Annotated in this window: 25 protein-coding genes; 10 read left to right on the top strand and 15 right to left on the bottom strand. The window is 68.1% G+C overall.

Annotated elements, in window-relative coordinates; all coding sequences use genetic code 11:
• Positions 1-349: 349 nt before the first annotated feature.
• The 5 genes from rlmB to ACWDUA_RS05825 are packed head-to-tail and all read right to left on the bottom strand — an operon-like array spanning position 350 to position 4,403.
• Positions 350-1,303 (bottom strand): 23S rRNA (guanosine(2251)-2'-O)-methyltransferase RlmB, encoded by a 954-nt coding sequence (gene rlmB, locus ACWDUA_RS05845; RefSeq protein ID WP_449750071.1) that lies wholly within the window; start codon positions 1,301-1,303, stop codon positions 350-352.
• Entirely contained in the window at positions 1,304-2,698 is a 1,395-nt protein-coding gene (gene cysS, locus ACWDUA_RS05840; protein ID WP_449750070.1) for a cysteine--tRNA ligase, read from the bottom strand.
• Positions 2,699-2,709: 11 nt separating this feature from the next.
• Positions 2,710-3,192 (bottom strand): 2-C-methyl-D-erythritol 2,4-cyclodiphosphate synthase, encoded by a 483-nt coding sequence (gene ispF, locus ACWDUA_RS05835; RefSeq protein WP_449750069.1) that lies wholly within the window; start codon positions 3,190-3,192, stop codon positions 2,710-2,712.
• A complete protein-coding gene (gene ispD, locus ACWDUA_RS05830) occupies positions 3,189-3,908 on the bottom strand; it encodes a 2-C-methyl-D-erythritol 4-phosphate cytidylyltransferase (RefSeq protein ID WP_449750068.1) in 720 nt (239 codons plus the stop codon). Before ispD ends, ispF begins: the two co-directional genes overlap by 4 nt.
• Positions 3,909-3,914: 6 nt before the next feature.
• Complete coding sequence (locus ACWDUA_RS05825) at positions 3,915-4,403, bottom strand: CarD family transcriptional regulator (RefSeq protein WP_020792698.1); 489 nt, start codon at positions 4,401-4,403, stop codon at positions 3,915-3,917.
• Positions 4,404-4,769: 366 nt separating this feature from the next.
• On the opposite strand from ACWDUA_RS05825, the gene ACWDUA_RS05820 reads away from it, so the two are divergent.
• Positions 4,770-5,504, top strand: coding sequence for a hypothetical protein (locus ACWDUA_RS05820; RefSeq protein WP_449750067.1), 735 nt, complete (start codon positions 4,770-4,772; stop codon positions 5,502-5,504).
• A gap of 147 nt (positions 5,505-5,651) precedes the next feature.
• Complete coding sequence (radA, locus tag ACWDUA_RS05815) at positions 5,652-7,037, top strand: DNA repair protein RadA (RefSeq protein WP_449750066.1); 1,386 nt, start codon at positions 5,652-5,654, stop codon at positions 7,035-7,037.
• A gap of 31 nt (positions 7,038-7,068) precedes the next feature.
• Here radA and ACWDUA_RS05810 read toward each other — a convergent pair whose 3' ends face one another.
• Positions 7,069-7,650 carry a PaaI family thioesterase gene (locus ACWDUA_RS05810; protein ID WP_449750065.1) on the bottom strand — a complete coding sequence of 194 codons (582 nt, stop codon included), beginning with the start codon at positions 7,648-7,650 and terminating at the stop codon, positions 7,069-7,071.
• A 93-nt stretch (positions 7,651-7,743) separates the two neighbouring features.
• Here ACWDUA_RS05810 and disA point away from each other — a divergent pair, with 93 nt between their 5' ends.
• Both disA and ACWDUA_RS05800 read left to right on the top strand, forming a co-directional pair.
• On the top strand, positions 7,744-8,856 hold the full coding sequence (gene disA / locus ACWDUA_RS05805) for a DNA integrity scanning diadenylate cyclase DisA (RefSeq protein WP_449750064.1): 1,113 nt from the start codon (positions 7,744-7,746) through the stop codon (positions 8,854-8,856).
• Positions 8,857-9,508: 652 nt separating this feature from the next.
• Positions 9,509-10,519: an acrylyl-CoA reductase family protein gene (locus tag ACWDUA_RS05800; RefSeq protein ID WP_449750063.1), complete on the top strand. Its 1,011-nt coding sequence runs from the start codon at positions 9,509-9,511 to the stop codon at positions 10,517-10,519.
• 298 nt (positions 10,520-10,817) lie between these two features.
• Here the strand turns inward: ACWDUA_RS05800 and ACWDUA_RS05795 are convergent, their stop codons facing one another.
• Complete coding sequence (locus ACWDUA_RS05795) at positions 10,818-11,264, bottom strand: MarR family winged helix-turn-helix transcriptional regulator (protein ID WP_449750062.1); 447 nt, start codon at positions 11,262-11,264, stop codon at positions 10,818-10,820.
• Positions 11,265-11,347: 83 nt separating this feature from the next.
• On the opposite strand from ACWDUA_RS05795, the gene ACWDUA_RS05790 reads away from it, so the two are divergent.
• On the top strand, positions 11,348-12,868 hold the full coding sequence (locus ACWDUA_RS05790) for an MFS transporter (protein ID WP_449750061.1): 1,521 nt from the start codon (positions 11,348-11,350) through the stop codon (positions 12,866-12,868).
• 65 nt (positions 12,869-12,933) lie between these two features.
• Positions 12,934-13,566: an SRPBCC family protein gene (locus tag ACWDUA_RS05785; RefSeq protein ID WP_449750060.1), complete on the top strand. Its 633-nt coding sequence runs from the start codon at positions 12,934-12,936 to the stop codon at positions 13,564-13,566.
• A 7-nt stretch (positions 13,567-13,573) separates the two neighbouring features.
• Here the strand turns inward: ACWDUA_RS05785 and ACWDUA_RS05780 are convergent, their stop codons facing one another.
• Positions 13,574-13,999: a PPOX class F420-dependent oxidoreductase gene (locus tag ACWDUA_RS05780; protein ID WP_449750059.1), complete on the bottom strand. Its 426-nt coding sequence runs from the start codon at positions 13,997-13,999 to the stop codon at positions 13,574-13,576.
• 155 nt (positions 14,000-14,154) lie between these two features.
• On the opposite strand from ACWDUA_RS05780, the gene ACWDUA_RS05775 reads away from it, so the two are divergent.
• On the top strand, positions 14,155-15,204 hold the full coding sequence (locus ACWDUA_RS05775; protein WP_449750058.1) for an NAD(P)-dependent alcohol dehydrogenase: 1,050 nt from the start codon (positions 14,155-14,157) through the stop codon (positions 15,202-15,204).
• 83 nt (positions 15,205-15,287) lie between these two features.
• Here the strand turns inward: ACWDUA_RS05775 and ACWDUA_RS05770 are convergent, their stop codons facing one another.
• On the bottom strand, positions 15,288-15,560 hold the full coding sequence (locus tag ACWDUA_RS05770; protein WP_449750057.1) for a hypothetical protein: 273 nt from the start codon (positions 15,558-15,560) through the stop codon (positions 15,288-15,290).
• A 69-nt stretch (positions 15,561-15,629) separates the two neighbouring features.
• Positions 15,630-16,106, bottom strand: coding sequence for a GAF domain-containing protein (locus tag ACWDUA_RS05765; protein ID WP_449750056.1), 477 nt, complete (start codon positions 16,104-16,106; stop codon positions 15,630-15,632).
• A gap of 70 nt (positions 16,107-16,176) precedes the next feature.
• Here ACWDUA_RS05765 and ACWDUA_RS05760 point away from each other — a divergent pair, with 70 nt between their 5' ends.
• Complete coding sequence (locus ACWDUA_RS05760; protein ID WP_449750055.1) at positions 16,177-17,319, top strand: metallophosphoesterase; 1,143 nt, start codon at positions 16,177-16,179, stop codon at positions 17,317-17,319.
• A gap of 27 nt (positions 17,320-17,346) precedes the next feature.
• Here the strand turns inward: ACWDUA_RS05760 and ACWDUA_RS05755 are convergent, their stop codons facing one another.
• From ACWDUA_RS05755 to ACWDUA_RS05740, 4 genes are all read right to left on the bottom strand, one after another.
• Positions 17,347-17,847 carry a flavin reductase family protein gene (locus tag ACWDUA_RS05755; RefSeq protein WP_449750054.1) on the bottom strand — a complete coding sequence of 167 codons (501 nt, stop codon included), beginning with the start codon at positions 17,845-17,847 and terminating at the stop codon, positions 17,347-17,349.
• On the bottom strand, positions 17,844-18,344 hold the full coding sequence (locus tag ACWDUA_RS05750; RefSeq protein WP_449750053.1) for an NADPH-dependent FMN reductase: 501 nt from the start codon (positions 18,342-18,344) through the stop codon (positions 17,844-17,846). The genes ACWDUA_RS05755 and ACWDUA_RS05750 overlap by 4 nt, the downstream gene beginning before the upstream one ends.
• Positions 18,341-19,504 (bottom strand): LLM class flavin-dependent oxidoreductase, encoded by a 1,164-nt coding sequence (locus tag ACWDUA_RS05745; protein WP_449750052.1) that lies wholly within the window; start codon positions 19,502-19,504, stop codon positions 18,341-18,343. The genes ACWDUA_RS05750 and ACWDUA_RS05745 overlap by 4 nt, the downstream gene beginning before the upstream one ends.
• A 171-nt stretch (positions 19,505-19,675) precedes the next feature.
• A complete protein-coding gene (locus ACWDUA_RS05740) occupies positions 19,676-20,839 on the bottom strand; it encodes an LLM class flavin-dependent oxidoreductase (protein WP_449750051.1) in 1,164 nt (387 codons plus the stop codon).
• A gap of 78 nt (positions 20,840-20,917) precedes the next feature.
• Here ACWDUA_RS05740 and ACWDUA_RS05735 point away from each other — a divergent pair, with 78 nt between their 5' ends.
• Complete coding sequence (locus ACWDUA_RS05735) at positions 20,918-21,880, top strand: hypothetical protein (protein WP_449750050.1); 963 nt, start codon at positions 20,918-20,920, stop codon at positions 21,878-21,880.
• Positions 21,877-23,961, top strand: coding sequence for a prolyl oligopeptidase family serine peptidase (locus ACWDUA_RS05730; protein WP_449750049.1), 2,085 nt, complete (start codon positions 21,877-21,879; stop codon positions 23,959-23,961). The genes ACWDUA_RS05735 and ACWDUA_RS05730 overlap by 4 nt, the downstream gene beginning before the upstream one ends.
• Before the next feature lie 591 nt (positions 23,962-24,552).
• On the opposite strand, the gene ACWDUA_RS05725 is transcribed toward ACWDUA_RS05730, so the two are convergent.
• On the bottom strand, positions 24,553-25,206 hold a 654-nt coding region (locus ACWDUA_RS05725), incomplete at its 5' end, for a DUF222 domain-containing protein (RefSeq protein ID WP_449750048.1).

Genomic DNA, 25,206 nt, shown 5'->3' with positions numbered 1-25,206 from the left:
GTTCGCTGCGCTCCTCATCGGCTCAACCACCAACCGCCCCTTGCTGATCGAACCGCGAGCCCCCACCGCTGATTGAGCCGGGACCGAGCGCAGCGAGGACCCGAGTCGAAATCTCGGTAGCCCGCGCTGGACGGTGACCACCTCCGAGGTGGTCGCGTCGGCGACGTCGGCCGACAGAGGTTTCGACACGCCTCGTCGCTGCGCTCCTCATCGGCTCAACCACCAACCGCCCCTTGCTGATCGAACCGCGAGCCCCCACCGGTGATCGAGCCGGGACCGAGCGCAGCGAGGACCCGAGTCGAAATCCCTGCACCCCGACCAGAGCGGTGACCAGCCGTGCTGCCGGTACCTACTGCAACCGACGCTGCCGGGCGAACTCCGCGAGCACCACTCCGGCGGCGACCGACGCGTTGAGACTCTCGACGTCGCCGGCCATCGGGATGGACAGGATCGAGTCACAGGTCTCGCGGACCAGCCGGGACAGGCCTTTGCCCTCGGAGCCGACGACGATGACGGTGGGCCCGGTGCCGTCGTACTCGTCGAGGGTCACATCACCCTCGGCGTCCAGGCCGACCAGCTGGGCGCCGGTGGCAGCCCAGTCCTTCAGCGTGCGGGTGAGATTCGGGGCCTGCGCGACGGGCAGGCGGGCAGCGGCACCGGCGCTGGTGCGCCAGGCGACGGCGGTGACGCTCGCGCTACGACGCTGTGGGATCAGCACTCCATGGCCGCCGAACGCGGCCACGGAGCGGATCACCGCACCGAGGTTGCGGGGGTCGGTGATGTTGTCGAGGGCCACCAACAGTGGACGGGTACCGCTGGCGAGAGCGTCACGCATCATGTCGTCGGGGTGCATGTAGCGGTACTCGGGCACCTGCAGGGCGACACCCTGGTGCATCCCGTTGGCCGACAACCGATCCAACTCGCCCTTGCCGACCTCAAGGATCGAGATCCCCTTGTCACCGGCCATCTTCACGGCCTCGCTGACCCGCTCGTCCGGCTCGCTGCCGGTCGCGATGTAGAGCGCCGTGGCCGGGACGTCGGCCCGCAGGCACTCGACCACCGGGTTGCGGCCGAGCACGTACTCGGGGCCGTCGTCCTTGGGACGCGATCTGGGCCGTCCGGCAGCGGTTTTCGCCGCGGCATTGGCCTTCTTGTGCGCGGGATGATACGGGCGGTCGACGGCCTTCGGGGTGGCCCCGCGGCCTTCGAGTCCGCGTCGGCGCTGACCGCCGGAACCGACGACCTGCCCCTTCTTGCTACCCGACTTGCGGATCGCGCCCTTACGTTTGGAGTTGCCGGCCATCTATTCCTGCCCCTTCAGGTTCCACTGTGCCCCATCCGGGGTGTCGGTGACCTCGATGCCGGCCTCGGCCAGCCTGTCACGCACCGCATCCGCGGTGCCCCAGTCCTTCTCGGCGCGCGCGGTGGCCCGGCGGGTCAGCTCCGACCGCACCAGCACATCGAGCGCCGACAACGCGGCCGAGTCGTCTCTGCCTACAGTCCGCCAGTGTTCGTCGAGCGGGTCGACGCCGAGCACACCCATCATCGCGCGCACCGACGACGCCGCGGTGGCCGCGCTTGCGGCGTCACCGCCCTCGAGTGCCGTGTTACCGGCACGGACGGTGTTGTGGATCGCGGCAAGCGCCGCCGGCACACCAAGGTCGTCGTCCAGCGCAGTACCGAATTCTTCTGTCACGGAACCTATTTCGACCGCGCCAATCCGCGAGTTCACCCGCTCGACAAAGGACTCGACACGGCGGTAGCCCGCAGCGGCCTCGGTGAGCGCACCGTCGGAGTACTCCAGCATCGACCGATAGTGGGCGCTGCCGAGGTAGTAACGAAGTTCCACCGCACGCATCCGTTCGAGCATCGCCGGGATCGACACGACGTTGCCCAACGACTTGCTCATCTTCTCGCCACTCATGGTGACCCAGCCGTTGTGCAGCCAGTACCGGGCGAAGGCGTCGCCGGCACCGTGGCTCTGGGCGATCTCGTTCTCGTGGTGCGGGAAGATCAGATCCATTCCGCCGCAGTGGATGTCGAACTGGCTGCCGAGTAGCGACGTGGCCATGGCCGAGCATTCGAGATGCCAACCCGGACGGCCGCGCCCCCACGGGGTGGGCCATGACGGCTCGCCGGGCTTGGCCGCCTTCCACAGGGTGAAGTCACGCGGGTCCCGTTTCCCGGTCCCGGCGCTCTCGCCCTGGTGTACGTCGTCGAGCTTGTGCCCCGACAGCGAGCCGTAGTCCGGCAGGGACCGCACGTCGAAGTACACGTTGCCGTCGGCGGCGTAGGCATGTCCGCGGTCGATCAGGCGGGTCATGTAGTCGACCATCTGGGTCACGAAGCCGGTGGCGCGCGGTTCGGCCGAGGGCGGCAGCACACCGAGGGAGTCGTAGGCGGAGGTGAACTCACGCTCGTGGGTGGCGGCCCACTCCCACCAGGGTCGTCCGGCCTCGGCCGCCTTGCGCAGGATCTTGTCGTCGATGTCGGTGACGTTGCGGACGAACAGGACGTCGTGCCCGCGGTGGGCCAGCCAGCGGCGCAGGATGTCGAAGGCGATCCCGCTGCGCACGTGCCCGATATGGGGAACACCCTGAACGGTGGCGCCACACAGGTAGATCGACGCACGCCCCTCGACTAGCGGTACGAAGTCTCGTACCTCCCGGGTGGCGGTGTCATACAGGCGCAGGGTCACGACGTGCCATTCTACCGGGCCGGCGCGTCTCGTTTGTCCCCGACCAGCGCAGTTGCCACCGCGGCGATTCCTTCACCCCGTCCGGTCATGCCGAGACCGTCGGTGGTGGTCGCCGACACCGACACCGGGGCACCCAGTGCCGCCGACAGCACCTGCTGCGCCTCGCCGCGTCGCGGGCCGATCTTGGGCCGGTTGCCGATCACCTGGACCGCGCCGTTGATCACCTCGAGACCGGCGTCGGCGACGAGCCCGGCGACATGGGTCAGCATGCGCACCCCGGAGACGCCGTCCCACTCGGGGCGACCGGTGCCGAACACCGAGCCGACGTCACCGAGTCCGGCGGCCGAGAGCACCGCGTCACACAGGGCATGAGCGCCGACGTCGCCATCGGAATGGCCGGCGCACCCGGGCGTGTCGGGGAAGTGCAGACCGACCATCCAGCAGTCGACGGTCTCGTCGACGGCGTGGGCGTCGGTGCCGATCCCGACTCTCATCGCGTCACTCCTTCGTGGATGGGGTGATCGCCCTCGGCGACGATGTCGCGGGCGATGCGTAGGTCCCAGGGCGTGGTGATCTTGAAGGCCAGTGGGTCACCGGGCACGACGTGCACGGGGATGCCGACCCGCTCGGCGAGGCCGGCGTCGTCGGTGGCCAGCCCGGAATCGTCGGCATGAGCCCGGGCGAGGGCCTCACGGGTGAACCCTTGTGGGGTCTGGATGGCACGCAGGGAGTCGCGGTCGACGGTGCGGGTGACCAGTTCGGAACCGGCGGATTCGGGGACGACCTGCTTGAGCGTGTCGACCACCGGGAGTCCGGGAACCACGGCAGGACGGCCGGAGCGGACGGCGGCGACGACCCGCCGGAACACGCCGACCGGGGTGAAGGGGCGGGCCGCGTCGTGCACCAGGACGATGTCGCGGTCCGCGGCGACGGCCAGACCGGCGCGCACCGAGTCGGAGCGGTGTGTCCCACCGGCCACCACGACGACGTGGCCGGGAAGTTGCGCACGGGCCGCGTCGATCAGGTCTGCGGGGACCACCACGACGACCGCGGCATCGAGCGCGTCGAGACCGTCGACGCAACGTTGGAGGATGGTGCGCCCGCCGAGATCCACGAAGGCCTTCGGGACGGGTTCACCGAGACGGACGCCGGAGCCTGCCGCCGGGATGACGACGCAGACTCCGGCGTCCGACGCGGAGGAATATGTCACGCGGGTCTACGACGCGGCGGCCAGGACCTCGTCGAGGATGCTGGAAGCCTTCTCGTCATCGGTGTTCTGGGCGAGTGACAGCTCGTCGACCAGCACACGACGGGCACGGGTCAGCATGCGCTTCTCGCCGGCCGACAGGCCGCGGTCCTGCTCACGACGCCACAGGTCACGCACGATCTCGGCGACCTTGATGATGTCACCGGAGATGAGCTTCTCCTGGTTGGCCTTGAAGCGACGCGCCCAGTTGGTGGGCTCCTCGGTGTGGGGTGCACGCAGGACCTGGAAGACCTGGTCGAGGCCCTCCTCGCCGACGACATCACGAACGCCGACGTACTCGAGCTTGGTTGACGGGATCTGGACGGTCATGTCGCCGTCGGCGACCTTCAGGACCAGGTATTCGATCTGCTCACCCTTGATGGTTCGGGTAACGATGTCTTCGACCCGAGCAGCACCGTGATGGGGATAGACAACGGTGTCGCCGACTTTGAAATTCAATGTTCCGTGCCCCTTTCGAGTGAGCCCAGTCTAACACGGACGCCTGACAGGGCCCACACAACGGTGCAGGTCAAGGCCCTGAACAGCGTTCGCGCACCGTGTTCGGGCAGGTCCTACCGCGCGCGGTAGCAGTGGGTGGGACAGCATGCAATACCCCGATTCACCCGGCGTCGACGTGCCCCGGCGATGCTGTGGGTGAGCCCCACACACGCCGCCGCGGGACACCAATCTGGTACCCCGCCGGGATTTTGTGACCCCGGCCCACTACGCTCCGTAGTGCAGGGTTTCGCCGTAGTGCGATGTTCGCGTTCGATTACCTGGGAGGAACGGGTGTCCGTGCCAACTCGACCTGGACAGCTTCGGCTGGTGCCATCTTCGACCAAGCGACGGTTGGTGTCGGCTACTGCCTTCGCCGCGATCGGCGTCGCGGTCGCACTGGGAACCACCGGCTGTGGTGCCGGGCAGATCTCCCAGACGGCGAATCAGTTACCGGCGGTCAACGGCGGCAGCGCCACCGCGCCGTGGGGTCAGCTCGAGATCCGCAACGCGCAGGTCCTCTACCCGTCGGACAACGCCGACGAGGTCTTCGACAACGGCGGGCCGTTCCAGCTCACCTTCGTGGTGGCCAACAGCAGCCAGACCACCACCTACAAGCTCACCAAGGTCACCGTGGCCCAGGGCGGGCAGGGCACCGTCACCCTGAGTGGCACGCCCACGATCGACCCGCTCGAGGCGATCCGCGCCGGGACCCCGGCCAACTCGGTGATCTCCCCGTCGAGCACCACCGCCTCGGCCGGCTCGACGTCGGCCACCGAGTCGGCCACGGCGAGCGCCTCGGAGTCGGCATCGCCGGCCTCCGGCGTCGTCAGCGATCCCGCACTCGGCGAGTCGGCGATCACCGCGGAGCTCAACGGCACCGGCAAGACCGTCGCCGCCGGACTGACCACCACCCTCAGCTTCAGCTTCCAGAAGCAGGAGAACGGGCAGTGGGTCGACGCCGGGACCATCGACGTGCAGACCCCGGTCGACGGCACCCCGCTGGTCGAGCGCCGCGACGTCACCCGCGGTGGCGATGCGGAAAGCGAAGGCGGACACCACTAGTCCCGCCACACATCATCACCGAGAGCGGCTGTCCCACCCGGGACGGCCGCTCTCGGCGTCTGTGGGCGCGATCACCGGTGGCCGTGGGGCCGGGCGACGGACTGCTCGGTCATCGGGGTGTCGGGGGCGATCACTAGGCTGGCCCGCATGGCCAAACCCAAGTCGTCGTTTCGATGCAGCGCCTGCGGACACCAGGTCCCCAAGTGGGTCGGACGCTGCCCGGACTGCGGCGAATGGGGCACCTTCGACGAGGTCACCACGGTCCGGTCGGCGTCGGGCGCCACCACCACCGTCGCCCCGTCGAGCCCGGCCATGCCGATCACCGAGATCACCTCCGAGTCCACCACGGCCATCCCCACCGGGATCGGCGAGTTCGACCGCGTACTCGGCCGTGGGGTGGTGCCCGGATCGGTCATCCTGCTCGCCGGGGAACCCGGTGTCGGCAAGTCGACGCTGTTGCTCGAGACGGTCAAGCACTGGGCGGCCGGCGGGCGGCGGGCGCTCTACGTCACCGGCGAGGAGTCCGCCGGGCAGGTGCGGATGCGCGCCGAACGCACCGACGCCGTGCACCCGAACGTCTACCTCGCCGCCGAGTCCGATCTCGCGACCATCCTCGGTCACGTCGACGCAGTGGCGCCGACACTGATGATCGTCGACTCCGTGCAAACCGTCGTGGCGTCGGGCACCGACGGCGTGACCGGCGGTGTCACCCAGATCCGGGCGGTCACCACCGCGCTGGTGTCACTGGCCAAGAACCGTGGGATCGCGGTGATCCTCGTGGGTCACGTCACCAAGGACGGCGCGGTCGCGGGTCCCCGCTCCCTCGAGCACCTCGTCGACGTGGTGCTGTCGTTCGAGGGCGACCGACACTCGTCGTTGCGGATGGTGCGCGGCATCAAGAACCGATTCGGTGCGGCCGACGAGGTCGGGTGTTTCGAGCAGCGCGACGACGGCATCCACCAGGTGACCGATCCGTCGGGGATCTTCGTGCACCATCACACGACCGACGTCAGCGGTTCGGCGACACTGATCACGATGGACGGCAAGCGGGCGCTCGCCGGCGAGATCCAGGCACTGACCACGCCGTCGACGATGGCCACGCCGCGACGTGCCGTGTCGGGGCTGGACTCGCCGCGCGTGGCGATGATCCTGGCGGTGTTGCAGAGCCGGCTCGACGTCAAGGTGCACGACCGCGAGGTGTACGTGGCCACGGTCGGCGGCATGAAGGTGACCGAACCCGCCGGCGATCTCGCGATCGCGTTGTCGGTGTGCTCGGCGATGCGCAACTCCCCCATCCCACGCACCACCGCCGTCGTCGGCGAGGTGGGCCTGGCCGGTGAGGTGCGCCGGGTGTCTGCGGTGGCGCGTCGCGTCGCCGAGGCCAGGCGTCTCGGGTTCCACCATGTGATCATCCCGGCGGGCACCGACGAACCGCTGCCCAAGGGGATCAAGGTGACCCGCGTCGGCAATCTGACGGAGGCGGTGGACGCCGCATTCAAGGCCGTGCTCACGGTGGTCGACGCGCCGTTCTGAGCCAACGGTCACCGTCGCCGGGAACGCGGCCCTACGGTCGCGACAGGCGCGCCTTGTGCTCGTCGGCGATCGCCGAGTTCCCCACATGGCCGGCGAAGTGGGCTTTCGCGTCGACCGCCACGAAGATCGAATGTCCCACCGCGACAAGCGCATCCGGATCGCCCAGGTGTGCCGAGGCCTCGACGAAGAGTTTGCGTCGCTGCCGTCCGAGGAGCCGGGCCCGCAGATGTAGGGTGGTTCCGACCGTGATGGGGGCGATGAAGTCGGTCTCGAGGTGCACGGTGACCGCGGACGGCCCGACCAGCAGCGGTGCGACACTCATCACCTCGTCGAACGCCGTGGACAGCACGCCGCCGTGAATGACCCCGGGGCCGCCCTCCATCCACTGTTCGACGGCCATCTCGGTCTCGACGGCGAACTCGTCGTCGGCCGCAGCCCGCACCACCAGGTGAAGACCGCGGGGTGCGGCCTCGCCGCAGCCCAGGCAGGCGGGGCTGTGCATCCGGATGGGTTGCCCCGGACCGGCGGCCTTGGGGTGGCGCTGCAAGGGGTCGAGATCGTCGGGCACGACAAAGCTGGTCTTCACGCACCGATACCCTAGTCCCCGAACCATCGTCACCGGGCCGTCCGGGAACACCATGGATGGTCACCGGTCATCGATCGGAAAGCAGCGCAGGTCGGCGGGTATCGCCGGAGAGGAGTCCGCATGGTCGACGGAGCCAGGTCCGACCAGTACGGGTGGACCGAGAGCCGGTCGGACCTGCTCAAGGACACCCTCGCCCGGGTCGCGCCCGGTACCGGGCTGCGCGATGGACTCGAACGCATCCTGCGGGGCGGGACCGGCGCATTGATCGTGCTCGGACACGACTCCGATGTGGAGAAGATCTGCGACGGCGGATTCCATCTGGACGTGGAGTTCGCGCCCACCAGGCTGCGCGAGCTGGCCAAGATGGACGGCGCCGTGGTGTTGTCGACCGACGGCAAACGCATCGTGCGGGCGAACGTCCAACTGGTGCCCGACCCGTCGATCCCCACCGAGGAGTCCGGCACCCGGCACCGTGCGGCCGAGCGGACCGCCATCCAGACCCAGCATCCGGTGATCTCGGTGAGCGCGTCGATGTCGATCGTCAGTGTCTACGTCGACGGTGTACGCCGAGTGGTGGAGAGCCCGGACCCGATCCTGTCCCGAGCCAACGTCGCGCTGTCGACCCTGGAGCGGTACAAGGCCCGCCTCGACGAGGTGATCGGCGCACTCGGCCGGGCCGAGATCGAGGACTACGTGTTGCTCCGCGACGCGATGTCGGCGGCCCAGCGGATGGAGATGGTCCGGCGCGTCGGTGTCGAGATCGAGGAGTACGTCCTCGAACTGGGCGTCAACGGCCGCCAGGTGAGCCTGCAGCTCGAGGAGCTGATCTCCGAGAACGACGCCGTCCGTGAGCTTCTCGTGCGCGACTATTACGCCAGCCCGGAGCCGGCCACCACCGAAGAGGTCCATCACACACTCGAGACCATCGAGCATCTCAGCGATGCCGACCTGCTCGACCTCACTCTGCTGGCCGGCGCCTTCGGCTACCCGACGACCATCGAGGCGCAGGACACCGCGATGAGCCCGCGCGGTTACCGGATGCTCGCCCGTATCTCCCGACTGCAGTTCGCCCACGTCGACCGTCTGGTCCGCAGCTTCGGCACCTTGCAGTCACTGCTCGCCAGCTCGTCCGCCGACCTTCAGGCCGTCGAGGGCATCGGCAGCATCTGGGCCCGACACATTCGGGAAGGCCTGTCTCGGCTGGCCGAATCCAGTATCGAACGCTACGACTAGAGGTGCACGACCCAGGACTGTGCAGCAGCAGACGTGTCGAACCTCCGCCGCGGGGCCGCCCACGTGACCGGCCCAGAAGTGGTTGCGTCCCATCGCACGCTCCAGAGATTTCGACACGGGTCCTCGCGATGCTCGGTCCCGGCTCACACTGAAAACACCGACAACGATGGTTGAGCCGACGAGGAGCGCAGCGACAAGTCGAGTCGAAACCCCCGCCGCGGGGCCGCCCACGTGACCGGCCCAGAAGTGGTTGCGTCCCAACGCACGCTCCAGAGATTTCGACACGGGTCCTCGCTCCGCTCGGTCCCGGCCCAATCACCGTCCGAGGCTGCCGGAATCAGCACTCGAGACTCCCGACCCGATCACCAACAACGATGGTTGAGCCGACGAGGAGCGCAGCGACAAGTCGAGTCGAAACCGCCGCCGGCCGAACCCACCAACGCAACCACCCCCGAGGTGGCCACCCCCCAACGCACACTGCAGAGATTCGACAGGGTCCTCGCGATGCCGGGTCCCGACGGCCGCTTCGTCGGCTGCTCAACCCGCGCCACAGCCGGCCAGAGCGGCACACCCACCTCGGGACGTAACCCACATCACGGTCCCGACTACCATCACCAACGACCGAGCTCTACCGCCGGACCGGAGGACGATGATGACCACCAGCATTCCCGACAGTTTCGCCGCGCTCGTCGCCCGAGAGAACGACGGGGCAGTGGTCCTGGGCCGCGAAACCCTGACCGGCGCGGACCTGCCCGAGGGCCAGGTGACGATCGCCGTGCACTACTCGGGCGTGAACTTCAAAGACGCTCTGGCCATCACACCGCGCGGCGGCGTGGTGCGCAACTACCCGATCGTGCCGGGCATCGACGTGGCCGGCGAGGTCGTCGCCTCCACCGATCCGGCATTCGCACCCGGTGATCAGGTGGTGGCGCACGGCGGCCCGATCGGCACCGACCAGCACGGCGGATACACCGAGTACGCCGTCGCCCCCGCCGACCAGGTGGTCAAGCTCGCGGCGCTGAGCACGCGGGAGGCCGCAGCCATCGGCACCGCCGGGTTCACGGCGGCGATGAGCGTTGCAGCCCTACTCGACCACGGCGTCACCCCCGACACCGGACCCGTCATCGTGACCGGCGCCAGCGGTGGCGTCGGCGCGGTCAGTGTGGACCTGTTGGCCGCACTCGGCTTCACCGTCACCGCATCGAGCGGGAAGCCCGACGCCGCACAGCTTCTGACCGAGCTCGGTGCAGCCGAGGTGGTGGGCCGCCTCGTCGACGACGAGACCAAGATCCGGCCGCTCGGCAAGTCGCAGTGGGCCGGTGCGGTCGACTGCGTCGGCGGCACCACCCTGGCGTATGTGCTGAGCACCATGCAGCACAGTGGAGCGGTCGCGGCGAGTGGCCTGACCGGCGGCGTCGCGCTGCCGACGACGGTCATGCCGTTCATCCTGCGCGGTGTCGCACTGCTGGGCATCGACTCGGTGCTCATCGGCGCAGACCTGCGACGCTCGATCTGGGGCCGCATCGAGACCGATCTGCGCCCGCAGCATCTCGACTCCGTCATCACCGAGATCGGGATCGACGGCCTCGACGCCGCACTTGCGGCCATCAAGGCGGGCAAGGCCATCGGCCGCACCGTCGTCCGCGTGAAGGGCGGCTTCTGACCCCGGAACCGGTGGAATCCCGGTCGTCTTGGTCGCCGGTGCACACGCTCGCCGACCATGCCGACCTACCGGCCCCGGGAGCCCTGCGGAGGACAACGCCACTCCGCGGTCTCGCACGTGAACCACGCACGGTGAACGAACAGTGGTGCCCGGTCAACGCGATCCGACGCCCGGTCGCCGCGATCCGACGCCCGGTCGCCGCGATCCGACGCCCGGTCAACGCCTTCGGGTGCCAACGGTATTCGCATCCCGTTCGTCCAGGCGGTCACGCCGATGGCCGAAAGCGCCTCACCGACGCCTAACCGCGGCTGTCCGGGTTCTGGATGGCGTCGTCGAATCGCCAGAGGGCCGTGGCCACCTCACCCGCCCGCGCTCGCACGTCGGGATCGACCCTCGACAACAACGTCACCCAGTGGGCACGCAGCCGGCGTAGGTTCTCCCGGGCGAGTTCGGTGGCCACGAGTTCCACCGACCGCGCGTTCCCGTCCGGGTGCTCGCGCACCACCATCCCCCGCGCCTCCAGCGACCGCAGTGCGGTGGAGATGTTGCTGCGCTGCAGGCCGGTCAGTCCGGCCAGACGACTCGGAGTGATCCGCGGGTGCCGGTGGACCTGCCGGATCACCGCCACCTCGGTACCGGTCAATGCGATCACGTCACGGATCCCGGGGCTACGGGGATCGAGTTTGCGAGACAACTCCATCACGGCATCGGCGAGATCGGCCAGCATGTCGGGATCGTCGGTCACCTCACCATCGTACGGACGGTTATGCCTCCATAAATATCTGTTATTGTTTCATAATCATAACTACCTGCTGTAACGGAGGCTCCGTGACGTCCAGCGCCACATCCACCCGCCGATCACCTCGCGACACACGCACGGCGTCACCGGCGCTGACCCTCATCGCGGTGTGCTTCGGCCTGTTCATGGTGGGACTCGACTCCACCGTCGTCCACATCGCCAACCCCGCCATCCAGGCCGATCTCGGCGCGAGCTTCGCCGAGCTGCAATGGGTGATCAACTCATATCTGCTCGGCCTGGCCGTGTTGCTGATCCTCGGCGGCAAACTCGGCGACCGCTGGGGCCGCAAACGCATGTACCTCTCCGGGGTCGTCGTCTTCGGGATCGCCAGCATCGCAATCGGTCTGATCGGCAGCATCGAGGGAGTCATCGCATTCCGCGTGGTGCAGGGCATCAGCGCCGCGATGCTGATGCCGCAGACGATCGCCCTGCTGCGCGCCACCTTCCCCCGCGAGAAGTTCGGTATGGCCGTGGGGATCTGGGGTGGCGTGTCGTCGGTCGCGATCGCCGCCGGACCACTCGTCAGCGGCATCCTGGTGGAGCAGGTGGGCTGGCAGTGGGTCTTCTACATCAACGCGCCGATCGCCGTCATCGCGGTGATCTTCGGGATGATCGTGTTGCGCGAGACCGAATCCGCCGACGACGGACCGTTCGATCTGCTCGGCGTCGTCCTACTGGGCGTGTTCCTGTTCGGCGTGGTCTTCGGTGTGGTGCAGGCACAATCGTGGGGTTGGGGTTCGGCGAAGACCGTCGGCACCCTGATCTGCTCGCTCATCGTGTTCGGCGCGTTCCTCGTCACCGAGAAGCGCAGCCCGAATCCGTTGCTGCCGTTGGGATTGTTCCGCTCACCGGGCGTGGGCATCGGCGGTCTGGTGTTCTTCGCGAACTTCTTCGCCGTTCTCGGCGTGACCTTCCTGATCACCCTGTTCCTGCTCAACACCCTGGGGCACAGCACCGTCGAGGCCGGCGTGAGGATGCTGCCGATGAGCGCGTTCGCGGTTCCAGCCGCCCCGATCGGCGCTGCCCTGACCGCCAGGTGGGGTGCACGCCGCATCGCCGCGCTCGGCCTGGGGCTGATGGCGATCGCGCTCGCCCTGCTGACGCTGGTCGGTCCCGACACCTCGTACTGGTGCATGGCCGTGCCGTTCGTGATCCTGGCCCTCGGCTCGGGCTTCGCGATCCCGTCGGGCGCCGAACTCATCGTCGGCGGCGCCCCGGTCCGGCTCGCCGGTGTGGCCAGCGGCTTCCAGACCACCTGCATCCAGGTCGGTGGGGCCATCGGCACCGCCGTGCTGTCGTCCGTCGTGGCGGGAAAGGTCGCCACGTCGATCGCCGACTCCGGTGCTCCCGCCGACCTCCAGGAGGCCGCGGCGGCAGGTGTCCCCATCGCAGGTCTGCCGCAGGTCAACGATGCCTTCGTCAGCGGACTGCACATCGGACTCGTGGTCGCGGCGGCACTCACGGCCGTCGTCGCCATACTGGTGCCGGCCGTGGTCGGTGACGGACGCGCCACCGAGGAGTTCGTGGACGGGGTCCCCGCAGACCGGTGACACCGCCGGCGACCGTGAGCTCCAACATCCTGCGGCGGGGCCACCGGTAGGCGACGATCGACGGTATGCGAGTCATCCGCACCACCGTTGTGGCGATCGCAGCGCTCACGCTGGGCGCCGCGATCGCCTTTCGCACTGTCTGGCGTGCACCCGTCCTGACCTGGGGTGCGCGCCCCGACGAGGTCGACGCCGCACTGCCCGGTGACGACCTGCTCCCCGAGCCGGACGGGCAGTCGACCCGCGCGGTAAGCGTGCACGCACCCGCCGACTGCGTCTTCCCGTGGCTGGCCCAGATGGGCCCGGACCCGCGCGGCGGCGCCTACACCTACGACTGGATCGAGAACCTGCTCGGCCTGCACATGCACAGCGCCGACCACGTGCTCGAGGAGTTCCAGCACCCGCGACTCGGGGAATCCATCGAGTTCGGCGGCAACCGTCTGATCCTGCAGCACGTCGACGCACCGCACGCCCTCGCGTGGCGGTCGGCCGACGGGAACTGGCTGTGGTCGTTCACGATTCGCGACGACGGCCCCGGCCGCACCCGGCTGATCAGCCGCAACCGCTACCGTCTGCCGCGCACCATCGACCGGATCGGGATGGCCCCGATGGAACCCGCGTCCCTGGTGATGGAACGGAAGATGTTGCGGGAGATCGCCGTCCGCGCCGAACAGCTCGCGGTCCGGCAACCCCCGATGTGACGACCCGTCAGCGCGAGGACGACTGATCGGTGTCGTGAAGGGCACCCCATCCGTAGAAGCGGTCGATCGTCATGATCGCACTGGTCCGCGGCCGGTCGCGCACCGGATACGGCTCACCGCCGTAGTGCTGGGAGAGTCGGTCGATGTCGACGAGACCGTCGTCGGCGCGGAAGGTGGTGATCCGGCCGACCAGTGTGATGTGGGTGTACCAGCTGTTGTCGTCGAGCACGGTGAGCGTGACCCGCGGATCGTTGCGCAGATGCTTCAGGCGCACCCGCGCGTCGTCGAGGTTCAACAGGATCTCCTCGCCGTCGAGCAGGTACCAGGTGGCGGCCGTGACCGGCGCGCCGTCGGCGCGGACGGTGGCCATCACCGCCGGATTCGGCTTGGCGAGCATCTCGCGGACCTCGGGCGGCAGCGGTGGGGTCGACATGAATCCTCCTCGTCGGGGTGCATTCGGCATAACCGGACGTCACGGCACAACCGGACGCCCGGCCGTGATCCAGGATTCCCGGGATATGCGGATCCGGCAATGTGTCGGCAGACTGGACGGCGAGGATTCTCCGTTCAGGAAGGGTTTGTTTCATCGTGACGACCACCGTCAATGCCTATCTGGCCACCGCACCGGACGCACCACTGTCGAAGGGCACCATCGAACGCAGGGGTCTGGGCCCGAAGGATGTCCTGATCGACATCGCCTACGCCGGGATCTGCCACTCCGACATCCACACCGCCCGCAACGAATGGAAGGGCACCACCTATCCGGTGGTCCCCGGCCACGAGATCGCCGGCATCGTCGGCGCCGTCGGCCCCGAGGTCACCCGATACCAGATCGGCGACCGGGTGGGTGTGGGCTGCATGGTGGACTCCTGCGGCGAGTGCGGCCCGTGCAAGGACGGCGACGAACAGTTCTGCACCAAGGGCTCTGTCGACACCTACAACTCGACCTCGTACTCCGGCGAGTTCACCCACGGCGGATACTCCGAGCAGATCGTGGTGACCGAGCGCTTCGTGGTCCGCATCCCCGACGCTCTGGCCCTCGACGTCGCGGCCCCCCTGCTGTGCGCGGGTGTCACCCTGTACTCGCCGCTCAAGCACTGGGGCGCCGGTCCCGGCAAGAAGGTCGCGATCATCGGTCTCGGCGGGCTCGGCCACGTCGGCGTGCAGCTCGCCCACGCGCTCGGGGCCGAGGTCACCGTGCTCAGCCAGTCGCTGCGGAAGGAGGCCGACGGCAAGCGTTTCGGCGCCGACCACTACTACGCGACCAGCGATCCCGAGACCTTCCGGACGCTGCGCAACGAGTTCGACCTGATCCTCAACACGGTGTCGGTGAACCTCGACCTCGACCGATACCTCTCGATGCTCGCCGTCGACGGGTCGTTCGTCGAGCTCGGTCTACCCGAGAATCCGTTGTCGGTCCGGGGGTTCTCGCTACTGAAGAACCGGCGTTCGCTCGCCGGGTCGCTGATCGGCGGTATCGCGATCACCCAGGAGATGCTGGACTTCTGCGCCGAGCACAACATCGGGGCGGCCATCGAGACGATCGACGCATCGCAGATCAACGAGGCCTATGACCGCGTGGTCGCCAGCGACGTGCGGTACCGCTTCGTGATCGACGCGGCGACCTTCGCCGGCTGAGGGCTCCTGGCGGGGCCTGGCACATCCCCACGGACACCTCGGGACGGCCGGCGGACCACAGGTCCGGTTCGGGCGCCCCGAGGTCATGCGATCTCGGTGTCGGCGATCCCAGAGGTGGTGATCTCGGTGGCGGCGTGATCGGTGTGGGGATAGTCGTCCTCGCCGATCTCGTCGTCGACCGCGACGGTCTGCTCCACCCAGTCGGCCTCGTCGGCTCCCGGGATCACCGCGTCGGTGATGTCTGTGTCGGTGATGTCTGTGTCGGAGATGTCTGTGTCGGAGATGTCTGAGTCGGTCATCGCGGAATCACTCATCTCGGAATCACTCATCTCGGTGTCCATCGATTCGGTCTCCATCACAGCCTCCCCGGGCGTGGCGTGTACCTGCAGGCCACGATACGCCGCGGGCCCGGACGATCGCGCTCGTCAGCCGAGGGAATCGACGAAGATCTTCGCGATGGTCTCGAGGCCGTACTGGTCATCGGCGCCGAAGCGGTCGGGCACCGGGCTGTCCAGGTCGAAGACCCCGATCAGCTCGTCCCCGCGCACCAGCGGAACCACCAGTTCGGATCGCGAGTCGGCGTCGCAGGCGATGTGGTCGGGCACCGCGTGCACGTCCCGGACCCGCTGGGTGGTCCGGGTTCGCGCGGCGGCCCCGCACACCCCGCGATCGAGCGGGATACGCACGCAGGCCGGTTTGCCCTGGAAGGGGCCGACCACCAGTTCGGTTCCGTCGAAGAAGTAGAAGCCCACCCAGTTCACCTCCGGCAACGACCGGCTCACCAGCGCCGACAGATTCGCGGCGTTCGCGATCCGATCGGTCTCCCCGGCCAGCAGGTGCGACGCGGCGTCAGCGAGTTCGGGGTAGGTCCACTCGCCCGCGGTCGTGACATCGAAACTCATGGCATCCATCATGCGCGGGCGCGTGGCCGCGACACGACCGGACGGTGGGGTAAGGTTCGCGGCGATTCCCATGATTGTCTTCTTCGCCGTCGCCCTCGCCCTGATCACCTTCTGGCTCCACCGCCGCCTCGTGCGCGCCCCACGGTTGCCCCGGCCGGCGTCGGTGGTCGTCGATGCCGCCCTGATCGTGCTGTGGGCGCTCGCGGTGCTCGGGATAGCCACCGGCCGCGTCCTCGACCCGGCGACATTCCGGCCCGCCGCATCGGTCGGGCTGACCTGGCTGGCGACGGTGTTCTATCTGGTCCTCGGTCTCGCCGTGGTCGGCATCGGATCGCTGATCACGCGGGGTGTGCTGCGAGTGGCCGATGCGTCCGAACGCGGTGCGGCGGGCCGTCTCCTCGGACTGCAGGTCGCGACCGGGATCGTGGTGGTGGGTGCGGTGTCGACGACGATCTACGGTGTCGTCGAGGCGAATTCACCGCGCGTCACGCACACACGGGTCGAGTTGGCCGATCTGCCCGAGGAATTCGACGGCATGCGCATCGCATTGATCTCCGATCTGCACATCGGTCCGGCACGTGACCGCGACTTCGCCTCGCGCGTAGTCGATCTCGTCGACGCCGAGAATCCCGACCTGATCGCGGTGGGTGGCGACCTCACCGACGGTACCGTCGCGAAGGTCGGTGACGAGATCGCCCCGCTCGCACGGTTGCGGGCACCGCTGGGCGTGTTCGGGGTGAGCGGCAACCACGAGTACTACTCCGACGACGGAGGACGCTGGCTCGACGCCTGGGACCGTCTCGGCATCCACACCCTGCGTAACCAGCGGGTCGAGATCATCAGGGGCGGAGCGCGTATCGACGTGGCCGGGATCTACGACGCGACCGCACCGGAACCGTATGAGCCGGATCTGGGCAAGGCCCTCGACGGGCAGGAACCCGGCAGGTTCACCCTGCTGCTGGCCCATCAGCCGAAGCAGGCGATCGAGGCGTCCGATCACGGCGTGGACCTCCAGCTGTCCGGCCACACCCACGGTGGGCAGCTGTGGCCGATCCGCTATCTGGTTCCGCTGCAACAACCCTCGGTCACCGGGCTGGACCGGATCGGTGACACCACGCTGTACACGACGCGTGGCGCCGGGGCGTGGGGGCCCCCGGTGCGCGTCGGTGCGCCACCGGAGGTCACCATCCTGGAACTTCGCCACACGGCCTAGAACCGTGACGACTCAGACCGTAACGACTCAGACCGTGACGAGCTTGCCGAATCCGCTGCGGTGGAAGATGAGAGGGCTACCCGTCTCCGGATGGTCGACGCCGTGCAGTTCGAGCAGCACGATGATGTGATCGCCGGCCTCCACCTCGCGGTACACGGTGCAGTCGAAGTGCGCGAGCCCCTCGTCCAGGGTCACCGCACCCTCGTCGGAGGCCTTGATCGGCACCCCGTCGAAGCGCTGCGCCACCGGACCGGCGAGCTGACGGCACACCGCACCCTGATGATCGGCGAGCACGGTGACGCCCAGATGGCCGGCACGACGCAGATCGGGCCAGGTCTTGGAACCGTTGGCGATCGACACCGACACCAGCGGCGGGTCGAGGCTGACACTGGTGAACGAGCTCGCGGCCAGCCCGATCAGCTCGCCGTCGACCTCGGCGGCCACTGCGACCACACCCGTCGGGAAGATGCCGAACGCCTTGCGCAGGCGCGCGGCGTCGAGATCCTGATTGGTCCGTAGATCGGTCATGACCGTGCCTCCAGCAGTGCCGAGACCACCGGCTTCGTGGCGGTGAGCCACTCGGCGTAGGCCTCGGGATCGTCGTGGCGGGAATCCACCACGTATAGGCCCCGACCCGGGACGGTGCCACCGATCTCGGTGAGTACCGGTCGCAACCCCACCTCGGGTGCCAGCGAGTGGGCCGGGCTGCCGCCGAGCATGAACGGGACGGCCACGCCGGACAGGCCCGTGCCGCCGGCGAAGCGGTCGAGGAACAGTTTCAGCAGCCCGGTGTAGGTGGCCTTGTAGGTCGGGCTGGCGACGATCACCAGATCGGCCTTGCCCACCTGCTCCACCAATGCCGCGACATCGGCGTCGGCCCAGTCGAGGACGGCCGGGCCGTGGGTGGCCAGATCGACCACCAGATCGGGTGTCGAGCCGGTCAGCTGCTCGGCGAGAAAGCTCGCGGCGGAAAGAGTTCGGCTTCCCGGCTTGGGGTTTCCGACGACGACCGCGGTGGTGGTCACGACGCCGACACCTTCAGCGGAGCGGGTGCGGATGCACCGAACGGGACGGCGGCGCGCGCGGCCACGGGCGGTGCCGGGTGCTGCCACAGGCCGCGTCGGGTCAGCTCGGGCAGCACACCCTCGCCGAACCAGTAGGCCTCCTCGAGATGCGGGTACCCCGACAACACGAACTCGTCGATGCCGACCTCGTGATAGGCCTCGACGAGGTCGGCGATCTCCGAGTACGACCCGACCATCGCGGTGCCGGCGCCACCGCGGACCAGACCGACCCCGGCCCACAGGTTGGGGTAGATCTCCAGTCCGTCCTTGGTGCCCTTGTTGAGGGCGAGCATCCGCTTCTGTCCCTCCGATGCCGACTGCTTGAGTCCGGCCTGGATGCGGGCGATGTCGGCCTCGTCGATCCCGGCGAGCAGCCGGTCGGCCTCGGCCCAGGCGGCCTCGGAGGTGTCGCGGGCGATGGTGTGCAGACGGATACCGTAGGTCAGTTCACGGCCGTGCTCGGCGGCGGCGCGACGCACCCGTTCGATCTTCTCGGCGACGGCGGCGGGCGGCTCACCCCAGGTCAGGTACACATCGGCGTGCTTGGCGGCCACCGCGATACCGGCCGGCGACGACCCGCCGAAATAGATCTCCGGCAGCGGGTCCGGGATCTGATGCAGGACCGCATCGCGGACCGACAGGTACTGCCCGTCGAAGGTGACGGTCTCACCGGTCCACAGACCACGCACGATCTCCAGGAACTCGTCGGCACGGGCGTACCGCTCGTCCTTGGTGGTGAAGTCGCCGTACATGGCCTGTTCGGCGTCCTCGCCACCGGTGACGACGTTGAGCAGCAGTCGTCCACCGGACAGGTTCTGGAAGGTCCCGGCCATCTGAGCTGCGACGAACGGCGCTGTCATGCCGGGACGGAAGGCGACCAGGAACTTGAGCCGCTCCGACAGGCTGTTGATCATCGCGGTGGTGACCCACGAGTCCTCACACCAGGCTCCGGTCGGTGTCAGCGCCGCCTCGAACCCCAGTTGTTCGGCACTGCGGGCGATCTGCCCCAGGTACGGTACCGACGCGGGACGGGTGGATGCCTCCGCAGGCTGACCGTGACCACCGCCGACAACGTGGCGGCTGTCGCCGCCGTTGGTGGGAAGGAACCAATGAAACTTCACGCCTGCTCGCCCATTTCTCAATCGCCCAATGTCCGGCGCCGACGTTCGGCGTCACCGGTGTTCTCCGAAACAACCCCACGATTGCACCCCAATCGGCCGCGACTGCCAAGAGTTTCCCTCTCGGTGATCGTGACCGCCCTGACCTGGGAAGGGGTCGGCGCAGGCCTGCGGTCAGGGCTGCCGCACCCATCCGAGGGCCGGTGCGATCTCGACCGCGAACTGCTCGAGACGCCGGATGTCGAGATCGGCTCCCGGGGTGCCGTCTCCCGCGGCCGGATACAGCCCGACGGTCGGCAGGAAGTGCGTCACCTGCCCGAGCAGTGCCGGGTCGTCGCGCAGGTCGCCGAGGACGTCGGTGACGGTGCCGTAGCGGGTGACCCGACGCAGGTACTCGTGGGTGTCCAGGGGCGCCAGATCGGGCTTGTAGTTGTCGGCGAACTCACGGAAGGCGGCGAGTTCGTCCGCGACCTGCCGTTCGATGCTCTCGCGGGATTCACCGACATAGGTGAATCGCAGGGCACCGATCCGGGACCGCCGCCCGGTCCCGGTCTGGGTGCGCTCCCATTCGGTCCGGTAGGCATCGATCTTGGCCCGCTGGTCGTGTAGGGCGTGGTCGGCGAAGGTGCCGATCAGCAGTCCGTCACCGGAGCGGGCCGCCGCCGCCGCCCGCTCCGGTGTACCGACCGAATGCCACAGGCGGTCGCGCAGGTCCGGGGCCGGCGGGTACAGCCGACGTGGCTCGACCTCGCCGGTGAGCGACTCGCCGTCGAACAGGGCGTGAAGCACCGCGAGCTTCTCGTCGAACAACCGCCGGCGGTCCTCGAGATCGTGTCCGAATGCGATGAAGGAGTCACCGTCGCCGCCACCGGCCCCGACGCCCAGGTTGATCCGGTCGCCGGCGAGTGCATGCAGGGTGGCGGCGTCCTCGGCCAGCCGGACGGGATCCTCCAATGGGAGCACGGTGACCGCGGTACCCAGTTCGATGGTGGAGGTGCGCTCGGCGAGTGCGGCGAACAACACCAGCGGAGAGGCCAGCCGGTCCTTGCCGAAATGGTGCTGCCCCACCCACACGCTCTGGTAGCCCAGTTCTTCGGCGGCCACCACGGTGTCGATCAACTCCGCGTAGGTCTCGCGCGCCGATTGTCCCTCCCGACCATGGACCTGGGTGAAGAACCCGAGCCGGAACGCCGACGTCGCGGCGTCGCCCGGGGCGGTCGGTTCGGTCAGCGCCTGGGTCACGGCGCACTCCTCGGTGTCGATGCCGGTGTGCATGCCCACCGGCGGCGTGCCGAACGGTACGAGAGTGACCGCGGGGCGGACGAGGGTTGTGGTCACGCTGATCGCCAGGCACGGACACCGCCCGCACCGCGCCACGAGTCCCGCGCACTCGCGGCGCCCAGTAGGTTGGATCGGGTGGGAATCTTTCGACGACGCGACCGCCGCCCGGAATCATCCGGGCCCGGTCCGCAGCGACCGGATGCGCCCGCCGACGATCTGTTCCCGAGCCTGTCGGTGGACGATGTCGCCTGGATTCGGTCCACGGCGCAGGGCATTCTCGCCCACCACGGCATCGAGGTGACCCCGAGCGGCGCCGACCTCGTGGCGGCCGACGGTATGCGATTCGCCCTCGACAACGCCGTCACCAAGTGCCGGACCGCGCCGCGATCGGAGTGGCCGGCCATCATCGGCCACCACTTCGGGGCGATGGCTCGCATGCAGGACGGGCCGACCATCGACGACCTCACCCCCGAACAGTTCACTGCGCAGGTCCGCACCCGACTGATCGCCCGGGACGCCCTGGTGATGGGTGGTGTGGACATGCGAGGTTATGCGCGACCCGTCGCCGACGACCTCGCAGCCGTGTTGTGCGTCGACTTCCCCGAGACCGTCGGCTACATCGACGGGGGCCGTGCAGAGCGACTCGACCTCGACGCGGCGTTCCGGTCGGGACAGCACCACACCGACGCCGAGCCGATCGACGAGGTACGCCACACCGACAGCCACATCACATTCGTGTTCGGACAGTCGGTGTTCACCGCATCCAAGGTGCTGAACATGGCGGGGCTGGCCACGCGCGTGTTCGGCCGCGATGCCCCCTACGGCGTGGTGTTCGCCGTTCCCGACCGCACCTGCGTGCTGATGCACCTGATCGAGTCGATCACCGTGATGGAGGCGATCGGTCAGCTGGCCCAGGCGGCCGCCGGACTGTACGACGACGCGATCTCGCCGGTCTCGCCCAACATCTATCACTGGTACCGCGACCGCATCACCCGGGTGTCCTCGGCAGACGCCGAGAACCGCAGCATCGACATCACCCCTGACGACCACCTGATGAACATACTCGAGCACCTGAACGAGGCGAACGGAAACCAGTGAGCGACAACACCATTCCCGCAGACATCACCACCACTACCGCAGGGGCCACCGACGACCCCTACCTGTGGTTGGAGGACGTCACCGGCGACGCCGCCCTCACCTGGGTGGGTGACCACAACGACCCGACCGTCGCCGACCTGACCGACTCGGACCGCTTCCGTGCCCTGCAGTCACAGGCCCTCGAGGTCCTCGACACCGATGACCGTATCCCGTACGTCCGGCGTCGCAACGAGTTCCTCTACAACTTCTGGCGAGACGCCGCCCACCCGCGTGGCCTGTGGCGACGCACCACTCTCGACTCCTATCTCGCCGACGAGCCCGAGTGGGATGTGCTGGTCGACGTCGACGCTCTGGCCACTGACGAAGACGAGAACTGGGTGTGGAAATCGGCGACCATGAACTACCCCGACTACGACCGGGCCCTGGTCGCGATGTCACGGGGCGGCGCGGACGCCGCGGTGGTCCGCGAGTTCGACGTCACCACCCGCACCTGGGTGAGCGGCGGCTTCGTCCTTCCCGAGGCCAAGTCGTCGATGTCCTGGATCGACCGCGACACCGTCTATGTAGGAACAGATTTCGGCGTGCAGCCCGATGGGGAGGGATCACTGACGTCGTCGGGGTATCCGCGTGTCGTCAAACGATGGTCGCGCGGGCAGGCCCTCGACACCGCCACGACGGTGTTCGCCGGCACCGTCGACGACGTCGCGGTGAGCGCAGGCTACGACCACACACCGGGTTTCGAACGACATTTCGTCAGCCGTGCCACCGACTTCTTCAACGAGCTCGCCTTCGAATTGCGTGAGGGCGAGCCGGTTCTCGTCGAGGTTCCCACCGACTCGCACTTCTCGGTCCACCACGACTGGATGTTCGTGCGTCCGCGCACCGACTGGGAGGTCGGTGGCGAGCCGCGGCCCGCCGGATCGCTGCTGGTGTTCGACTACCCCGACTACTTGGCCGGCGGGCGTGACCATCAGGTGTTGTTCACCCCGGATGCGCATACGTCGTTGCAGGGCTTCAGCGTCACCCGATCACATCTGATTCTGTCGACACTGCACGACGTCCACACCGAGGTCACCGTTCGTACGCTGGGCGAGTGGTCCGTCGTGCCGCAGCCGGATCTGCCGGAACTGTCCACCGTGTCCGTGATCGACACCGACCCCGACAACTCCGACGAGGTGTTCTGGTCGGCAACGTCGTTCACCACGCCGCCGAGCCTGCTCCACGGGAACAGCGGCGGCCCACTCACCGTGATCAAGCATGCCCCGGCATTCTTCGACGCGGATTCGGTTGTCGCCGAGCAGTTCTTCGCCACCTCCGACGACGGGACCGCCATCCCCTACTTCGTCGTCCGACGCTCCGACGTCACCTCGGGCCCCACACTTCTCTACGGGTACGGCGGCTTCGAGAACTCGTTGACCCCGAGCTACCTCGCGACCTCCGGCCGCACCTGGATCGAGCGGGGCGGGATCTATGTGATCGCCAACATCCGCGGCGGCGGCGAGTACGGTCCCACCTGGCACACCCAGGCACTGAAGGCCGGACGGCACCTCGTCTACGAGGATTTCTCCAGCGTGGCAAAGGATCTCGTCGCTCGTGGTGTCACCACCCATGCACAGCTGGGTGCGCAGGGCGGATCCAATGGCGGCCTCCTGATGGGTGTCATGCTGACCCGGTATCCGGAGTTGTTCGGCGCGTTGGTGTGCCAGGTCCCGCTGATCGACATGCGGCGGTACCACCTGCTGCTGGCCGGGGCGTCGTGGATGGCCGAGTACGGCAACCCCGACGATCCGGAGGAGTGGGAGTTCCTCGGAAAGTACTCGCCGTACCAGAATCTGGCTCCTGCGAGCGAGCGCACGTACCCACCGATCCTGGTGACCACCTCCACCCGGGACGATCGCGTGCATCCCGGTCATGCCCGCAAACTCGTTGCACGGCTGGAGGAGTACGGTCACGACGTTACCTACTACGAGAACATCGAGGGCGGACACGGCGGCGCCGCCGACAACAAGCAGTCGGCGTTCAAGTCGGCGCTCGCCTTCGAGTTCCTGTGGCGGACGATCGGCAGCGCAGACGTCGGCTGAGCAGGGCCAAGGTGGTCTCGACACCGGCCCTCACCCTCGGTCTCGGTCCCCGCTCGATCAGCTACTGGCCGTTGATGGTTGAGCCGACGAGGAGCACAGCGACAAGTCGTGTCGAAACCTCCGCCGGCCGAGCTCGCCAACGTCACCACCCCGGAGGCGGTCACCACCCAACGTACGCTGCGGAGATTTCGACACGGGTCCTCGCGATGCTCGGCCCCGCTCAATCAGCAAGAGGCGGTTGGTGGTTGAGCCGACGAGGAGCGTAGCGACAAGTCGTGTCGAAACCTCCGCCGGCCGAGCTCGCCAACGTCACCACCCCGGAGGCGGTCACCACCCAACGTACGCTGCGGAGATTTCGACTCGGGTCCTCGCGATGCTCGGCCCCGCTCAATCAGCAAGAGGCGGTTGGTGGTTGAGCCGACGAGGAGCGTAGCGACAAGTCGTGTCGAAACCTCCGCCGGCTGAGCTCGCCGGCGCAACCGGCGGAGGTCCCGACACTCGTCATCTATGGAATTCTCAAGGTACCGACGCGGTCCCGACACCGTCGGGTGCAAGTCTCAGACAGATGAGGGTCAGGTCACAACAGACAGCTCAGGCGGCGTTCGGTAGTTCATCAGCGAACCGCCGGTTGTACGCCGGAATAGGACGACGACGCGGATCCACCACCTCCGGTGGGATCAGCCACGGATGGGAGTCGGGTCCCATGTAGACATCCCACCCATTGTGATGCACATCGGCATGACACGAGGTGCACAAAAGGCAACCGTTGGCCAGGTCGGTGGCACCACCATCCGACCAATGCTCGATGTGATGGGCCTGAGTCCTCGACGCCGGGGCACCACACTTGATGCAACACCGATCTCGTTCGAACAGGGCGCGCCGCTGGCCGGCGGTGAACAACCGTTTCGACCGCGCCATGTCGAGTGGGACGCGTTCGCCGTCGACGATGGTCATGACGACGACACCGTCACACGTCGTTTCGAGGAGGGTGTTGCGGGTGATCGACCCACCGAACATCAACGCCGACTTGTTCGGTGCATCCGCGGGTACCGACAGGGTGATCAACGCTGCGGGTAGGGCGGTCACCGACCGTTCCCCGGCACCGGCGGCCACATCAAGCACCATCTCCAGGGCGTCAGCGCGGCGTCGTGGCGCTTCGCGGGGGTCTGTCGAACCATCCGGTTGCGGGACGGGTGCCGAGAGTTTCTCGATCGCCGTCGCCAACTTCTCCCCGACAACAACATC

The sequence above is a fragment of the Gordonia sp. NPDC003376 genome, from assembly GCF_053589235.1.
The sequence above is the reverse complement of the archived record's forward strand: the minus strand, read 5'-3'. Positions and strand labels throughout refer to the sequence as shown.

Coding starts and splice junctions, on each gene's coding strand:
- ACWDUA_RS05780 (WP_449750059.1), bottom strand. CDS start 13,999: ATGTCGACCCCACCGCTGCCGCCCGAGGTCCGCGAGATGCTCGCCAAG.
- ACWDUA_RS05800 (WP_449750063.1), top strand. CDS start 9,509: ATGACCACCAGCATTCCCGACAGTTTCGCCGCGCTCGTCGCCCGAGAG.
- ispF (WP_449750069.1), bottom strand. CDS start 3,192: ATGAGAGTCGGGATCGGCACCGACGCCCACGCCGTCGACGAGACCGTC.
- rlmB (WP_449750071.1), bottom strand. CDS start 1,303: ATGGCCGGCAACTCCAAACGTAAGGGCGCGATCCGCAAGTCGGGTAGC.
- ACWDUA_RS05760 (WP_449750055.1), top strand. CDS start 16,177: ATGATTGTCTTCTTCGCCGTCGCCCTCGCCCTGATCACCTTCTGGCTC.
- ACWDUA_RS05765 (WP_449750056.1), bottom strand. CDS start 16,106: ATGAGTTTCGATGTCACGACCGCGGGCGAGTGGACCTACCCCGAACTC.
- ACWDUA_RS05770 (WP_449750057.1), bottom strand. CDS start 15,560: ATGGAGACCGAATCGATGGACACCGAGATGAGTGATTCCGAGATGAGT.
- ACWDUA_RS05810 (WP_449750065.1), bottom strand. CDS start 7,650: ATGGTTCGGGGACTAGGGTATCGGTGCGTGAAGACCAGCTTTGTCGTG.
- radA (WP_449750066.1), top strand. CDS start 5,652: ATGGCCAAACCCAAGTCGTCGTTTCGATGCAGCGCCTGCGGACACCAG.
- ACWDUA_RS05785 (WP_449750060.1), top strand. CDS start 12,934: ATGCGAGTCATCCGCACCACCGTTGTGGCGATCGCAGCGCTCACGCTG.
- ACWDUA_RS05755 (WP_449750054.1), bottom strand. CDS start 17,847: ATGACCGATCTACGGACCAATCAGGATCTCGACGCCGCGCGCCTGCGC.
- disA (WP_449750064.1), top strand. CDS start 7,744: ATGGTCGACGGAGCCAGGTCCGACCAGTACGGGTGGACCGAGAGCCGG.